Here is a 15,061-nt window from a genome sequence, read left to right as displayed (position 1 = left end):
GGCGGATTGTGAAACCCTCGCTTTTCCTTTAAGGGGACGCCACGAGATCGATCCACTCGCGCTATCCCAAGAGCGCCAACGATAGAGAACAATTGCAATGAACCGTCGCCGCCGTATTTACGAGGGCAAGGCCAAGATTCTGTATGAGGGCCCGGAACCGGGCACGCTGATCCAGTTCTTCAAAGACGATGCCACCGCCTTCAACAAGAAAAAGCACGAAGTCATCGATGGCAAGGGCGTTCTGAACAACCGCATTTCGGAATACATTTTCAGCCATCTGAACAAGATCGGCATTCCGACGCATTTTATTCGTCGCCTCAACATGCGCGAGCAGTTGATCCGCGAAGTCGAAATGATCCCGCTTGAGATCGTTGTACGCAACGTTGCCGCCGGCTCGCTGTCCAAGCGCCTTGGCATCGAGGAAGGCGTCGTGCTGCCACGCTCGATCATCGAGTTCTATTATAAGTCCGACGCGCTCGACGATCCGATGGTTTCCGAGGAGCACATCACGGCATTTGGCTGGGCGAACCCCGCCGAACTCGATGATATCATGGCGCTTGCCATTCGCGTCAACGACTTCATGACCGGTCTTTTCCTCGGCGTCGGCATCCAGCTTGTCGACTTCAAGATCGAATGCGGTCGCCTGTACGAAGGCGACATGATGCGCATCATCCTGGCCGATGAGATTTCGCCGGACTCCTGCCGTCTCTGGGATATCGATACCCGTGAAAAGATGGACAAGGACCGCTTCCGCCGGGACATGGGTGGACTTCTCGAAGCCTATTCGGAAGTTGCGCGCCGCCTCGGCATCATCAACGAGAACGAGCCTGTGCGCGGCACCGGACCGGTGCTCGTGAAGTAAGACTTTCAGGCCAAGCAAGACAGGGAAGATAAAGTGATCAAGGCTCGTGTAACCGTCACGCTGAAGAACGGCGTTCTCGATCCGCAGGGCAAGGCAATCGAGGGCGCCCTCGGTGCTCTCGGCTTCGATGGTGTCGGCCATGTCCGTCAGGGCAAGGTTTTCGACGTCGAACTCGAAGGCGCTGACAAGGAGAAAGCGGCGAGCGACCTCAAGGCAATGTGTGAGAAACTCCTCGCAAATACGGTGATCGAGAACTATAATATTTCCGTCGACTAATCTTGGTCGTGGAGCGCACTCGATGGCTGAATTGACGCAAGAGCTCATGCTTGAGTTGTTGACGAAGATGAACGAGCGCATCGATACGCTGGACGCGTCGCTTGACGAGATCCGAAGCGAAATGCATTGCATGCGCGACACGATGACCACGATGGAGCAGGAAATACACAGTATTTACGGTGTTCTCGGTCGGCACGAAGGCCGGCTGGAGCGTATTGAAAAGCGTCTCGTACTCAGAGAACTTGCAGAAGCACAAACAAGGTTTTAGCCGCACTCATGAAATCAGCCGTCGTTCAACTTCCGGGTCTCAATCGCGATCGAGACATGATCGCAGCACTGACGAAAATCTCCGGTCACGCGCCGGTGACCATCTGGCAAACGGAGACGGATATTCCGGACGTCGACCTGATCGTCATCCCCGGCGGCTTTTCCTATGGCGACTACCTCCGGTGCGGCGCTATCGCAGCGCGCATGCCGGTCATGCAGGCGATCATCGAAAAGGCAAACAAGGGCGTCAAGGTTCTCGGCGTTTGTAACGGGTTCCAGATCCTGCTCGAGGCAGGTCTGCTTCCTGGCGCGCTGATGCGCAATGCCTCGCTCAAATTCGTCTGCCGCGAGATCAAGCTCGAAGTCGTCAACGCCGACACCGATTTCACCCGCGCCTATTCCAAGGGTCAGATCATTCGCAGCCCAGTCGCCCATCACGACGGCAACTACTTCGCCGACGCCGAGACCCTGGCAAAGATCGAAGGCAGCGGCCAGGTCGTATTCCGCTATGCGGAAGGCACCAACCCGAACGGCTCGATCAACGATATTGCCGCGGTCATGAACGATAAGGGCAACGTCCTCGGCATGATGCCGCATCCCGAAAACCTCATCGAAGCAGCGCATGGCGGTTCCGACGGCCGTGGTCTGTTCGCATCCGCCCTCGAGGTAATCGCAGCTTAACCTTCGGCACGTAAGAGGCCATTCATCCAGTCCATTGGAGCAAGTTGATGCGTCCTCGCCTTTCGACGACACGTGTTCTCGCGATTGCCGCAACGGCGGCGCTGGTCGCGTCCTGCCAATCGAACACGCCCGCGAAGGGTCCTGACCGCAGCGCGCTGTCCACCATGGAGCGCGTTGCTCTCGGTGCGAACGCCTGCTGGTTCAAGTCGGGCGACGCGGCCTTTGCCGCATACAGGTTGGCGCCGGAGTTGAATTCCTTCTCCGGTCGTCCGCGCATTCTCGTCGTGCACAAGGGAAGCCCCGAAAGCCGCCCATTGCTCGTTGTTCAGGCAGAGGGCAACCCCTCCAAGCTCGATGCCTTCGGTCCGATGATGCAAGGCGCCACCGGACCGCGGATCGTCAAGGATGTCACCCGCTGGGCCTCCGGCGGCAAGGCTTGCGGCTGATCAGTCCCAAAAGAACGACTTGCTGGCCTCCTTGTTCGCCTCGGCGCGCGTGACGCCAATGTCCAGCAGTTCGGCGTCCGTCAGATCACGCAACACCCTGCGGCTCTCTCGCTTCTGATGCCACGATGTTAGTCGTTGCAATGCGGACACCAGCAAGGTGCGCGGCACACGGCGAGAGTCTTGCTGAATGCGGCATTGTATCGATTGCACCTTGGAAGGGAGCGGTGCAATCCGGAGCTCGTTCTCTGGAACGGCGGACATTTTATTCTCCACGTGGATTGTGTCTGTAATTCAGATAATCTTGACGGACGAAGGGTGACAATATAGAGAATTGTCATCATGACAAATTGGCTCCCAGACGTTTCGCGCGGTTTCGGCCCGGTTTACCTCCGGATTGCGGACAGCATTGAATCAGCCATTGCCGCAGGTACATTGCCCGCTGGCAGCAAGTTGCCGCCGCAGCGAAACCTTGCCTACGACATAGGCGTGACAATCGGGACAATCGGCCGGGCCTATGCGCTGGTGCACGAACGCGGCCTCGTCGCGGGAGAAGTCGGCCGCGGCACATATGTCCTGGATCGCGCCGAGACGGCACCCGGCAATCAGCCGGACCCACTGACCATCGCGCTCGGCGGCACGCGTCCGATTGATGCGCCGGCCGGCAAGATACGCTTTGACACCACCGCGGCTCCGGACCTCGGCCAGGGCAAGATCATCGGCAGCGTGCTCGCCGCAATCGGCGAGGAGCAGCTTTCCGAGATTTCGTCCTATTCCCGTGTTTTCCCGCAAAATTGGTACGAGGCAGGGCGGCGCTGGCTCGCCAGGAACGATTGGACGCCCGACACCGAAAACATCGTCCCTACCCTCGGCGCACACGCGGCGGCGGTCTCGGTGATTTCGGCCGTGTCGTCGCCCGGTGACAAGATCGTATTTGAAGATTTGAGCTATACGCAGGTCAGCCGCAGCGCCCGCATTCTTGGTCGCCGTACGATCACCGTCGACTCCGACGAGAACGGCGTAATCCCCGATGACTTCGAGCGCTTGTGTCTTCAGCAGCATCCCAAGCTCGCGTTCCTCATGCCGACCGCGCACAATCCCACCCTGGCTACGATGCCTTGCGAGCGGCGGGTACGGATCGCGGAGATTGCACGCAGGCATGGCGTCTGGCTGATAGAGGACGATCTCTACGGTGGCATGACTGGAGACGAAAATCCCCTGCTGGCGTCGCTCGCGCCCGATCGCACCTTCCTGATCAGTGGCCTTTCAAAGTCCGTGGCTGCCGGAGTGCGCGGCGGCTGGGTCGCCTGCCCGCCGCATTTTGCGCAGCGGATCAAGGTAACGCACAAGATGATTACGGGCGGGCTGCCTTTCATTCTGGCCGAGGCTTGCGCCCGTCTCGTTCAGAGCGGCCAAGCACACGAAATCCGCAAGGCAAGCACGGCCGAACTGGCCATCCGCGAGCGCCTCGCACGGCAACAACTACAGGGATACGATTTTGTGTCCCATCCGCATGTTCCCTTCCTCTGGCTGAAGCTGCCCGATCCCTGGCTCTCGGGAACCTTCAAGAACGCCGCCTATAGAGATGGCGTGCTGATCGATGACGAGGACGAGTTCAAGGCCGCTCGCGCCGAGAAAGTTTATCACCGCGTCCGGATAGGCTTCTCGTCCCCCAGAAACCGTGACGATCTGGTTGCAGGATTGATGACTTTGAGACGCCTACTAGAAAGCGGCGGCGCCGGCTATGATGGTGAGATTTGAAGCGACGGCAGATCGGCCGCAGACCAGCGACAAAGCATCGTCGGTCGGCAAAAATGCTTTACCCGCCGATGATCGATGGTGCGTAATTCGGATTACGCGCGCCGGCATCCAGGTCGGCTACAAGTTTTGAGCTGGCACGATAGTCGCCTTTTGGTGCCTGCTGTCTGTTAACAGCGGGCATTTTCCTATCGCGCGTTTCATTCACTTAGGCTAAAGACACCGCAATCGCGCAACGGCAGGGACTTCCGAGAGCTCATGACCATTTCCAATACCCGCCCGATCACCCCCGAACTGATTGCCGCCCACGGCCTGAAGCCAGACGAGTATCAGCGGATCTTGAGCCTGATCGGACGCGAACCGACTTTCACCGAGCTCGGCATCTTTTCGGCCATGTGGAACGAGCACTGCTCTTACAAATCCTCCAAGAAGTGGCTGCGTACGCTGCCGACCAAAGGTGCGCGCGTCATTCAGGGCCCAGGTGAAAATGCCGGTGTTGTCGATATCGATGACGGCGACTGCGTAGTCTTCAAGATGGAGAGCCACAACCACCCGTCCTACATCGAGCCATATCAGGGCGCGGCCACAGGCGTCGGGGGCATTCTGCGCGACGTCTTCACCATGGGTGCACGCCCGATCGCAGCAATGAATGCGCTGCGTTTCGGCGAGCCGGACCATCCGAAGACCCGTCACCTAGTCTCCGGTGTCGTCTCGGGCGTCGGCGGTTATGGAAACTCCTTCGGCGTTCCGACGGTCGGCGGCGAAGTCGAGTTCGACGCGCGTTATAACGGCAATATCCTGGTCAACGCCTTCGCGGCTGGCCTGGCCAAGTCGAATGCCATCTTCCTCTCGGAAGCCAAGGGCGTCGGCTTGCCGGTCGTCTATCTCGGCGCAAAGACCGGCCGCGACGGCGTCGGCGGTGCGACCATGGCCTCGGCCGAATTCGATGAGTCCATCGAGGAAAAGCGTCCGACCGTCCAGGTCGGCGATCCCTTCACCGAAAAGTGCCTGCTGGAAGCCTGCCTCGAGCTGATGCAGACCGGCGCCGTCATCGCCATCCAAGACATGGGTGCTGCCGGCCTCACCTGCTCGGCCGTCGAAATGGGTGCAAAGGGCGATCTCGGCATTCTGCTCGATCTCGATACCGTGCCGGTGCGCGAAGAGCAGATGACCGCCTACGAAATGATGCTGTCCGAAAGCCAGGAGCGCATGCTCATGGTTCTGGAGCCGGAAAAGGAAGCCGTGGCGAAGGCGATCTTCACCAAGTGGGGCCTGGATTTTGCGATCGTCGGCAAGACCACCGACGACCTGCGCTTCCGCGTTGTCCATCAGGGCGAAGAAGTCGCCAACCTGCCGATCAAGGATCTCGGCGACCAGGCGCCGGAATATGATCGTCCGTGGCGAGAATCGGACAAGCGTGCGCCGCTGCCCGCGAACCTCGTTGCCGCACCGGCAGACTACGGCCAGGCGCTGTTGCAGCTCGTTGGCTCTCCCAATCAATCGAGCCGCCGTTGGGTTTACGAACAGTACGACACCCTGATCCAGGGCAACTCACTCCAGCTTCCGGGAGGTGATGCAGGCGTCGTTCGCGTCGAGAACCATCCGACCAAGGCTCTTGCATTCTCGTCCGATGTGACGCCGCGCTATGTCGAGGCCGATCCGTTCGAGGGCGGCAAGCAGGCAGTCGCAGAATGCTGGCGCAACATCACGGCTACCGGCGCAGAGCCGCTGGCGGCGACCGACAACCTGAACTTCGGCAACCCTGAAAAGCCGGAAATCATGGGCCAGTTCGTTCAGGCCGTGAAAGGCATCGGCGAAGCCTGCCGCGTCCTCGACTTCCCCATCGTGTCGGGGAACGTCTCGCTCTACAATGAAACCAACGGCGTTGCGATCCTGCCGACACCGACGATCGCTGGCGTCGGCCTTCTGCCCGACTGGAAGAAGATGGCGCGCATCGGCAGCGCCTCGAATGGCGATAAGGTAATCATGATCGGTACGGACGGCAGCCATCTCGGTTCGTCGGCCTATCTGCGCGATGTCGTCGGCAGCACTGAAGGCCCCGCTCCCGAGGTCGATCTCCTCGCGGAGCGCCGTAACGGCAACTTCGTCCGCTCGGTCATCCGAAACGGCCAGGCAACGAGCTGCCACGATATCTCTTCCGGCGGCCTCGTTCTGGCTCTCGCCGAAATGGCGATGGCGTCAGGCAAGGGCCTCAAGATCGATCTTCGTGAAAGCAAAGGTGCACCGCACGCGCTCCTATTCGGCGAAGATCAGGCCCGCTACGTGCTGACGGTGCCAGCGGATGTTGCCAATTTCGTCTGCGCCAACGCCGAAGGTGCGGGTGTACCTTTCCGCCGCCTCGGCACTGTCGAAGGTGAAAGCCTCGTGATTGACGATCTGCTGTCGCTGCCGATTCAGCAATTGCGCGACGCCCATGAATCATGGTTCCCTGATTACATGGAAGGCCATGGCACACTGGCTGCCACGGAATAATGCGCAAGGAGTAACGATCATGCCTATGAAACCCGGTGATATCGAAGACATGATCAGGGCCGGCATCCCCGGCGCCAAGGTGACCATCCGCGATCTTGCCGGCGACGGCGATCATTATGCGGCTGAGGTGGTAGCGGAAGCTTTTCGCGGCAAGAGCCGCGTGCAGCAGCATCAGATGGTCTACGAGGCCCTGAAGGGCAACATGGGTGGCATACTGCATGCCCTGGCGCTGCAGACATCGGCACCTGAGTGATATCGAACGCAAATGCCCGGTTAGAAGCCGGGCATTTCGTTATAACCGTCTGCAGCAAAGACCATGTCCGAGCGTGGGCCGGCGGTTAGCAGCGTGAAGTCGAAGGGCGCCCGCAGGTCTGGCCCCAGGACATACTGCCGATGCACGCGCAGGAAATCCTTCTTGATCTTCTTATAGTGCTCGATAGTCAGCATTTGCTTCACGCGAATGAAGATCATCTTCGCAGGCCGTGCATTTCCATGTCCACAAACCGCTACGACCGGCACCTTGTAGAAATGAATGGCGTCGGTCAGACAGTGGACATCAAGCCAGTTGACGCTGTCGCATCGCGCGATCAGGCCGACCCGTGACCGCAACACGTGCGCGGGGCGCAACAATGCGCATTGCAGGATTGCCGAGCCGAGCGTTGCAAAGATCACCTTCTTGCCGGCAAAAACATCAGGATCCCGTTCGAGCAGGAGGCCAACGACGTGGGCGGCGACGCTGGATCCCATACTGTGAGATGAGATCACATACTCCTGCGCAGGTTCCGACAGGGCGGTCTGCGCGGCCGTGGCACAGCGATCTAGCCACTGGTCGAATGCCGCATCGCTCGTCCGGGCAAGAGCGACCGCCATCCGCCAGTCAGCGAAGAGATGCAGCGTGTAGAAGCGCTCCGCGAAAGGCAGAAACACGAAGACGAAGAAACACAATGCCAACGCCGTGCTCCACAGGAGATGAAAAGCGGGCAACTCCATTTCGAGTGGTATCACGGCGATCGTGGCGCTAAGCGAAAAGCCGAGTATCATCATCAGGAACGGAAAGACGAAGAACAGCCCGAATCGCCAAGCGTGCCTGAAGTAGCCGGCCATCCCGCCATGGAGGATGACCTGCAGAGCACTACGAAAGCCCGCCAGAATTTGCGCAGGTATGCTGCGTGATCGAAGCTGCTCCACCAAAGCATTGTGGTCGAAGATATGGATGTGGCTGTTGGTTTCCCATCCGTCAACACCCGCCTTCACCTTGAACGCCGTCGACGCCGGTCCGTCGTCCGGCTCGCCTGTCAGCACGGAGAAATTCCAGGTCGCTGCACTTTGTTTTGCGGATCGTTCATAGCGCGCCCTGTGAGCACGCCCATCAAGTGGCTCGAACCCCGGAAAATGGAGAACGACCCGTTTCGAAATCAATGTCATTATTTTCTTTCTGGCCGCGCACGGCAGGAAATTGCTGCGCCGCAATCGGCGAGAATTGTGGCAAAATCCGGGTGAATTCCTTGCCATAACCGGCAATGCGCGCGCGAGATTAAGCGGCTCCTGAACCAGGCGTAACGCAAGCGCAACAATGCGCCGTCCGCAAACCGATAGGGCGCTCTTTTTTTGGCTCGGCCTGCTGGAATTCCGCGGATCACATGCTATCTAAGCTTAACGATTGAAACGGCGGGCCTTTAACTCGCCTGTGGAAAGGATTAGTCCCTATGAGCGGTATCAACGAATTCATCGACAACGAAATCAAGAGCAACGACGTCGTCCTCTTCATGAAGGGCACGCCGCAGTTTCCGCAGTGTGGATTCTCCGGCCAGGTCGTGCAGATTCTCGATTACATCGGCGTCGACTACAAGGGCATCAACGTGCTCGCTGACTCCGAGATCCGCCAGGGCATCAAGGATTACTCCAACTGGCCGACGATCCCGCAGCTCTACGTGAAGGGCGAGTTCGTCGGCGGTTGCGACATCGTCCGGGAAATGTTCCAGGCCGGCGAGTTGCAGCAGCACCTGCAGGAACATGGCGTGACCGTTCGCGGCGCTGCCTGACCTGTTCGGTCACCGGGCGTCCGCCCGGTTTCCAAATCTTGCATTTTGAGTCCGAGGCGCTGTGCTGAACAGCGCCTTGGCCCGTTTATGGGAATTTCATTGTGACAGATTCATCACAAACCGTGCACGCGGGCCAATTGCCCATGGGCAAAGGGGAATTCATTGCGCTCGCCGCCTTCTTGATGGCGGTCAATTCGCTCGCGATCGACATCATGCTGCCGGCACTGCAGCAGATCGGCGCAAGCCTTGGCGTCGAAAGCGAAAATCACCGTCAGTTCGTCGTTTCCGCCTATCTGCTGGGCTTCGGCTCGGCTCAGCTCTTCTACGGCCCTCTCTCCGACCGATTCGGCCGCCGTCTGCCGCTGTTGATCGGCCTTGTCATCTATATCTGTTCTGCGCTGGGGATCGCACTGGTACCGTCCTTTGCGGGCCTTCTCGCACTTCGCTTCATTCAGGGCATTGGTTCCGCAGCGACGCGCGTCATCACCATCTCCATCGTCCGTGATATCTACGGCGGCCGGCAGATGGCAGAGGTCATGTCCCTGATCATGATGGTCTTCATGATCGTTCCCGTCATCGCGCCGGGCAGCGGCCAGATCATCATGTTCTTCGGCAGCTGGCATCTGATCTTCGTGTTCATCGCCGTCCTGGCCGCTTTGATCTCGGTTTGGGCCTATATCCGCCTTCCCGAAACCTTGCGTCCCGCGAATGTCCGCCCGTTCACCGCACGCTCGGTGATCGGTGGCTTCAAGCTGGTTCTCACGAACCGCATCGCCCTCTGCTACACGATTGCCACCACCTTCATCTTCGGTTCGCTGTTCGGCTTCATCAATTCCGCGCAGCAGATATACGTCGGCATCTACGAGCTTGGGGTCTACTTCCCCTTCGCCTTTGCCGGCGTCGCTGTCTTCATGTCGCTTTCGTCATTCCTCAACGCGCGGCTTGTTGGCAGGTTCGGGATGCGGCGGTTGTCGCATGGCGCGTTGGTCGGCTTTATCACCGTCAACACCATCTGGCTCGCAGCCCTCGTTCTTGGGCCGCAACCGATGCCCTTTGCGTTTTTCATCTGCTTCTTCGGTGTGGCCATGTTCCAGTTCGGCTGGATCGGCTCCAACTTCAACTCGCTTGCCATGGAGCCGCTCGGCCACGTCGCGGGAACGGCTTCGTCCGTCCTCGGCTTCATGAGCACGGTCGGCGGCGCGCTGATCGGCGCCGGCATCGGCCAGGCATTCAACGGCACAGCATTGCCAATGGTCGCAGGCTATTTCACCGTCTCGATCATCGGTCTGGTCTTCGTTTTGATCGCAGAGAAGGGACGTCTCTTCCAGCCGCACAATCCTGCGGTCTGATCGGCTCTCTCCGCCCCTATTTCAGGATTTCGATTATGACGCCACCACATAAACCCCATGTTGAGAATCAGGGCTCCCGCCGCATAGGCATGGGCTTCGTCGAATTTGTCATTACCATCGCCATCATGACCGCCAGTGTCGCGATGGCGATCGACAGCATGCTGCCATCCCTGCCCGCGATCGGCCATTCGCTCGGTGTCACGAACGCCAACGATACGCAGCTCGTGATCGGCGTCTTCTTCCTCGGATTCGGCGTGTCGCAGATCATTTTCGGTAGCCTGTCTGATACCTTCGGCCGTCGAAACATCCTGCTTGGCGGCCTCGCCGTTTATGTCCTCGCTATGTTCGCCGCTGCCGCTACCGCCAGCTTCGAAATGCTGCTGATCATGCGCTTTGTCCAGGGCCTCGGCGGCGCAGCCGTCCGCATCACGACCATGGCGATTGTTCGCGACTGCTTCGGCGGCCGTGAGATGGCGCGGGTCATGTCCTACGTGATGATCGTCTTCATGATCGTGCCGATCGTGGCGCCTTCGGTCGGTCAGTTGATCATCACCTACGCCAACTGGCACTGGATTTTTATCCTGCTCGGCCTTGTCGGAGGGGTCTTGTTCATCTGGGCACTCGCGCGTCTAAAAGAATCTCTGCCGAAAGAAGAGCGCATCCCGTTATCGGTCGGCTCCGTCGTCGACGGTTTCAAGACCGTCCTGACGAACAAGATCACCTGTGGCTACATGATCGGGCTGACGATGTTCACGGGCGTCATCAGCGCCTACGTTATTTCGGTCCAGCAGGTGTTCGGCGAGGTCTACGGCCTTGGCGATTGGTTACCGATCGCCTTTGCGGCAACGGCCGGCGGCATCGCTGTCGCGAACTTCGCCAACGGGTTTTTTGTGCGCAAATTCGGGATGCGCCGCATCTCGCACGTTGCGATGATCCTGTTCACGATCGTGTCTGCAATCGGTTTCGTCAAAGCTCTCGGTGGCCGGCCCGATTTCGCCTTTGCCTATACCCTGTTCACGATCCTGCTGATGATGTTTGCGGTTATTGCCACCAATTTTACGGCAATCAGCCTGGAACCCATGGGCAACCTCGCCGGCACCGCGACAGCCATCACCGGCTTCGTATCGACGACCTTCGGCGCGATCCTCGGCGGCACGGTCGGACAGCTATTCAACGGGACTGTGCAGCCGCTCTTCGGCGGCTTCGCGGTGTTCGGGGCGATCAGCATCGCGGCAACGCTGTGGGCCGAAGGCGGCAAGCTGTTCACACATCCGGGTGACAGCCCGCACATCGATCAAGGCGCCGGGCATTTCTAGTAGACGGCCTTGCAACGCATAACGTTCCTTGTCGCCCGCAACACACCGTTGCGGGCGAAACGCTTTTGGGAGCTAGCGCCACACAAGGGCGACCGAAAGAGCCAGAGCCAACGCCATCGCGATATTGAAGAACCGCGCCGAACGTGGGGTGCGTAGAAACTGTGCCACGAGAGCGCCGAGGACAAGCCAAACGAACCCGGCGGGAAACGCGGCGGCTGCGAACAGCGCCCCCATCCACAAGGCGCCACGTGCTTCAGCGTGCTGTGAAGACACAAGGAAGGTGCTGCCTGCGCTCAGCGCAACCAGCCAACCTTTCGGGTTTAGCCACTGGAATAGAAAAGCCTGCCGAAATCCAACCACGCGCCTCTGGCCATCCGCTTCAACAGTACCGGCATTGGCGATCTTCCAGGCAAGCCACAACAGAAACAGAGATCCTGCCAACTTCATCGCTATTACGATCGCCGGCGCCGCGGCGACAATTTCTCCGACACCGAAGGCGCTTAGAACAATCATTGCGCCCATGCCAAGCGATGCACCGAGCGGACAGCCGATGCCTCTCGAAGTGCCGACAGCAGCACCTGTGGACAGGACCAGAGTGTTACTAGGTCCCGGTGTAACCGCCGCGATAAACGCAAACAGCAAAAACGCCAGTGTCTGCCCTGTATCCATCATACTCTCCTCGTCATTTCGAAAACGGGAGAACATTTACGACTGGCGTGCCTGCTCGTATTGTACGTCTGTGCGCATGGCGTTTTCCTGGGAGCGCGAAATCTGGCCCCCCCAGGAAACGCTACCGCAACCCGCAGGAGGTCGCGGCTCCGATATCAGATCGTGAAAACTTCGCTCCGCAGAATGTCCCAGCTGTCCTTGTCGGGCGCAATCAGCAAGCCACCACTGGTGTGATGCGGAAGGTAAGGCGAACCGTCAAAACGGGCCGCATGCGCGCCAGCCTCGATGCTGATCAGGGTGCCCGCGAGATGGTCCCAGGGCATGAGCTTATTATACATCAGATAGTGGACGTGACCGCCCGCAAAGGCGCGGTACTCATGGGCAGCACAGCGATAGTTGGCAAGGAACCGAACCTTGGCCAGATTGGCAAGGATCTCGCTGCGCTTCGGCTTCGGCAGGAAGCCCGTCGATGCCATGCCGACCATCTCCTCCAGCGCGACGGGCGCTGCAACGGCGAGCCGCTCCGCCTCCCCGCCAGGACGCCGAAGCCACGCGCCACCGCCCTTCTCCGCCATTACCCAGTCATCGCCCATCGGGTCGTAGATGATGCCGGCAACCGTTTCGCCCTTGGACACGACGGACGCCATCACGCCGAAGGCCGGAATGCCGGATGCGAAATTGAAGGTCCCATCGACGGGATCGACCACGATGGCAAGGTCCGCTCCCTCGAGCTTGCCGAGCAGATCAGGATCCGCCGCGACCGACTCCTCTCCGATGAACACGGCATCCGGCCAGAGTGCAGCGGCTTCAGCCTTAATCATCCGCTCCGCCTGCAGGTCCGCCTCCGTCACCAGATCGGTCGCTTCGCTCTTGGCGCGCACGTCATCGCTTCCAAGTCGACGGAAGCGCGGCAATATCTCTGCCTTCGCCGCCCGCCTCAGGAGATCTGCAAGCGTCGTTACATCTATCGTGGAACTCATGGACTTTCCTTCTTTGCCGTGGGCGCCGACTATTCACTCTTCGGCGCGGTCTCTCCGGCCATCAGGCCCGCGAAATCGAAAAGCTTGGGATCGAGCAGATGCGACGGGTTCACATGCGCAAGCGCTCTCAGCATCGTATCCTTGCGGCCCGGCATACGCCGCTCGATATCGGCGAGCATGTCCTTCATCGCATTGCGCTGCAGCCCGTCCTGGGAGCCGCAAAGATCGCATGGAATAATCGGGAACTGCATGGCAGCCGCGAACTTCGCCATGTCGTCTTCCGCGCAATAGGCGAGCGGGCGCAGCACCACGAGGTTGCCCTCGTCATTGAGCAATTTGGCCGGCATCGAAGCGAGCCGCCCGCCATGGAAAAAGTTCATAAAGAAGGTTTCGAGAATATCCTCGCGGTGGTGGCCGAGCACCAATGCGTCACAGCCCTCCTCCTTGGCAATCCGATAAAGATTGCCGCGACGCAGGCGCGAACAGAGCGAGCAATAGGTCGCTCCTTCAGGAACCTTCTCCTTCACGATGGAGTACGTGTCGCGATACTCGATGCGGTGCTTGACGCCGACCTTGGTGAGATATTCAGGCAGGATATGCTTTGGGAAGTTCGGCTGCCCCTGGTCGAGATTGCAGGCGATCAGTTCCACCGGCAGAAGACCGCGCCACTGCAGGTCGAGAAGAAGGGCGAGCAATCCATAAGAGTCCTTGCCGCCGGAGAGACCGATCAGCCAACGCGTCTGCCCCTTCAGCATTGCAAAATCGTCGAATGCCTGTCTGACGTTCCGCAACAGCCGCTTGCGCAGCTTGTTGAACGACACCGAGTCAGGAGCTTCGGCAAAGAGCGCGTGCGCGATCGCCCCATCCGCGTTCGGCGTTTCCAGCTCATCGGCAATGTTGGCTGCGATGTTCATTTTCTCGTCCAATCAGACTCTGCCTCCGCCTTAGCAGAAAGCGTCACGACAACCCAGCATCAATCGCCGAAAACAGACCAGCCAGTGCGGGCCGCCAGCATTTCGAGCGCGACAGCACCGAGCTGCGAGTTGCCGACCTCGTTGAGCCCCGGCGACCACACCGCAATCGAGGCAATGCCGGGCGCCACTGCAAAAATACCACCGCCGACACCACTCTTGCCGGGGAGACCGACGTGATAGGCAAAGTCGCCGGAACCGTCATAGTGGCCGCATGTCAGCATCAGCGCGTTGATACGTCGCGCCCGCTTCGGCGACACAACGGAGTGGCCAGTCATCGGATTGCTGCCGCGTGCGGCCAGAAACAGCCCGGCCTTCGCCAGCTGCTCGCAGGTCATCGACAGGGCGCACTGGTGAAAATAGACGCCAAGCACGTGTTCGACTGGGTGATCGAGGTTGCGATAGGCCCGCATGAAGTTTGCGAGCGCGAAATTGCGGTAGCCCGTCTGTGTCTCGGACCTTGCAACGCGATCATCGATGGTGACCGACTCGTCATCGGCGAGATAGCGGACGAAGCGCAGCAACTCACCAATAGCCTCGCGTGGCGCATGGCCGGCCATGACAACATCGGTCACGGCAATTGCCCCCGCGTTGATGAAGGGATTGCGTGGAATGCCCTGCTCGTGCTCGAGCTGGACGATCGAGTTGAACGCCGAGCCCGAAGGCTCGCGGCCGACCCGCTTCCACAGTCCCTCGCCGACCTTGCCGAGTGCAAGCGTCAGCATGAAAACCTTCGAGATGCTCTGGATGGAGAACGGGACATCGGCATTGCCGACGCTGTAGACCTTGCCATCCACGGTGACGACCGCTAGGCCGAACTGGTTTGGGTCGACCTTGGCGAGTTCCGGAATGTAGTCCGCAACCTTGCCCTCGCCGATACGGGGGGTCAGCTCCTTGTGGATGCTATCGAGAACTGCCTGCAAGTCCGTCATCGTATCTCCCCAGATAACAAAA

The 15,061-nt window shown here is 59.5% G+C and carries 17 protein-coding genes; 11 read left to right on the top strand and 6 right to left on the bottom strand.

Going from position 1 to position 15,061, the window contains the following annotated elements; all coding sequences use genetic code 11:
• Positions 1 to 97 precede the first annotated feature (97 nt).
• The 5 genes from purC to IB244_RS16180 are packed head-to-tail and all read left to right on the top strand — an operon-like array spanning position 98 to position 2,532.
• The gene (gene purC / locus IB244_RS16200) at positions 98 to 862 is read left to right on the top strand and encodes a phosphoribosylaminoimidazolesuccinocarboxamide synthase (RefSeq protein WP_007532892.1); all 765 of its coding nucleotides are present in this window, start codon (positions 98 to 100) and stop codon (positions 860 to 862) included.
• A gap of 33 nt (positions 863 to 895) precedes the next feature.
• On the top strand, positions 896 to 1,138 hold the full coding sequence (gene purS / locus IB244_RS16195) for a phosphoribosylformylglycinamidine synthase subunit PurS (protein ID WP_018854881.1): 243 nt from the start codon (positions 896 to 898) through the stop codon (positions 1,136 to 1,138).
• Between the two features lie 22 nt (positions 1,139 to 1,160).
• Positions 1,161 to 1,406 carry a hypothetical protein gene (locus IB244_RS16190; protein WP_192304804.1) on the top strand — a complete coding sequence of 82 codons (246 nt, stop codon included), beginning with the start codon at positions 1,161 to 1,163 and terminating at the stop codon, positions 1,404 to 1,406.
• An 8-nt stretch (positions 1,407 to 1,414) separates the two neighbouring features.
• Entirely contained in the window at positions 1,415 to 2,086 is a 672-nt protein-coding gene (gene purQ / locus IB244_RS16185) for a phosphoribosylformylglycinamidine synthase subunit PurQ (protein WP_018854879.1), read from the top strand.
• Positions 2,087 to 2,133: 47 nt separating this feature from the next.
• The gene (locus IB244_RS16180; protein ID WP_018854878.1) at positions 2,134 to 2,532 is read left to right on the top strand and encodes a hypothetical protein; all 399 of its coding nucleotides are present in this window, start codon (positions 2,134 to 2,136) and stop codon (positions 2,530 to 2,532) included.
• Here the strand turns inward: IB244_RS16180 and IB244_RS16175 are convergent, their stop codons facing one another.
• Entirely contained in the window at positions 2,533 to 2,793 is a 261-nt protein-coding gene (locus tag IB244_RS16175) for a DUF1127 domain-containing protein (protein ID WP_169680274.1), read from the bottom strand.
• A 78-nt stretch (positions 2,794 to 2,871) separates the two neighbouring features.
• Here IB244_RS16175 and IB244_RS16170 point away from each other — a divergent pair, with 78 nt between their 5' ends.
• The 3 genes from IB244_RS16170 to IB244_RS16160 all read left to right on the top strand — a co-directional run bounded on the left by IB244_RS16170 (position 2,872) and on the right by IB244_RS16160 (position 7,033).
• Positions 2,872 to 4,290 carry a PLP-dependent aminotransferase family protein gene (locus IB244_RS16170; RefSeq protein WP_169680273.1) on the top strand — a complete coding sequence of 473 codons (1,419 nt, stop codon included), beginning with the start codon at positions 2,872 to 2,874 and terminating at the stop codon, positions 4,288 to 4,290.
• Positions 4,291 to 4,545: 255 nt separating this feature from the next.
• A complete protein-coding gene (purL, locus tag IB244_RS16165) occupies positions 4,546 to 6,780 on the top strand; it encodes a phosphoribosylformylglycinamidine synthase subunit PurL (protein WP_018854875.1) in 2,235 nt (744 codons plus the stop codon).
• Between the two features lie 19 nt (positions 6,781 to 6,799).
• Entirely contained in the window at positions 6,800 to 7,033 is a 234-nt protein-coding gene (locus tag IB244_RS16160) for a BolA/IbaG family iron-sulfur metabolism protein (protein ID WP_025661197.1), read from the top strand.
• Between the two features lie 20 nt (positions 7,034 to 7,053).
• On the opposite strand, the gene IB244_RS16155 is transcribed toward IB244_RS16160, so the two are convergent.
• On the bottom strand, positions 7,054 to 8,205 hold the full coding sequence (locus tag IB244_RS16155; RefSeq protein WP_169680271.1) for a hypothetical protein: 1,152 nt from the start codon (positions 8,203 to 8,205) through the stop codon (positions 7,054 to 7,056).
• A 281-nt stretch (positions 8,206 to 8,486) separates the two neighbouring features.
• Between IB244_RS16155 and grxD the strand changes: the two genes are divergently transcribed.
• From grxD to IB244_RS16140, 3 genes are all read left to right on the top strand, one after another.
• Positions 8,487 to 8,822 (top strand): Grx4 family monothiol glutaredoxin, encoded by a 336-nt coding sequence (gene grxD / locus IB244_RS16150; RefSeq protein WP_016554134.1) that lies wholly within the window; start codon positions 8,487 to 8,489, stop codon positions 8,820 to 8,822.
• Positions 8,823 to 8,965: 143 nt separating this feature from the next.
• Positions 8,966 to 10,171, top strand: coding sequence for a multidrug effflux MFS transporter (locus IB244_RS16145; protein WP_018854872.1), 1,206 nt, complete (start codon positions 8,966 to 8,968; stop codon positions 10,169 to 10,171).
• Positions 10,172 to 10,206: 35 nt separating this feature from the next.
• Complete coding sequence (locus IB244_RS16140) at positions 10,207 to 11,487, top strand: multidrug effflux MFS transporter (protein ID WP_026371477.1); 1,281 nt, start codon at positions 10,207 to 10,209, stop codon at positions 11,485 to 11,487.
• A 72-nt stretch (positions 11,488 to 11,559) separates the two neighbouring features.
• On the opposite strand, the gene IB244_RS16135 is transcribed toward IB244_RS16140, so the two are convergent.
• The 4 genes from IB244_RS16135 to IB244_RS16120 form a co-directional block, all read right to left on the bottom strand.
• Entirely contained in the window at positions 11,560 to 12,156 is a 597-nt protein-coding gene (locus IB244_RS16135; protein WP_192304802.1) for a LysE family translocator, read from the bottom strand.
• 155 nt (positions 12,157 to 12,311) lie between these two features.
• Positions 12,312 to 13,136, bottom strand: a complete 825-nt coding sequence (locus IB244_RS16130) for an inositol monophosphatase family protein (RefSeq protein WP_018854869.1) — start codon at positions 13,134 to 13,136, stop codon at positions 12,312 to 12,314.
• Positions 13,137 to 13,165: 29 nt separating this feature from the next.
• Entirely contained in the window at positions 13,166 to 14,050 is an 885-nt protein-coding gene (ttcA, locus tag IB244_RS16125; protein ID WP_169680270.1) for a tRNA 2-thiocytidine(32) synthetase TtcA, read from the bottom strand.
• A gap of 59 nt (positions 14,051 to 14,109) precedes the next feature.
• Positions 14,110 to 15,039 (bottom strand): glutaminase, encoded by a 930-nt coding sequence (locus IB244_RS16120; protein ID WP_018854867.1) that lies wholly within the window; start codon positions 15,037 to 15,039, stop codon positions 14,110 to 14,112.
• Positions 15,040 to 15,061 lie beyond the last annotated feature (22 nt).

The organism is Rhizobium sp. RHZ02 (assembly GCF_014851575.1).
GTDB classification, from domain to species: domain Bacteria; phylum Pseudomonadota; class Alphaproteobacteria; order Rhizobiales; family Rhizobiaceae; genus Rhizobium; species Rhizobium altiplani.
The sequence above is the reverse complement of the archived record's forward strand: the minus strand, read 5'-3'. Positions and strand labels throughout refer to the sequence as shown.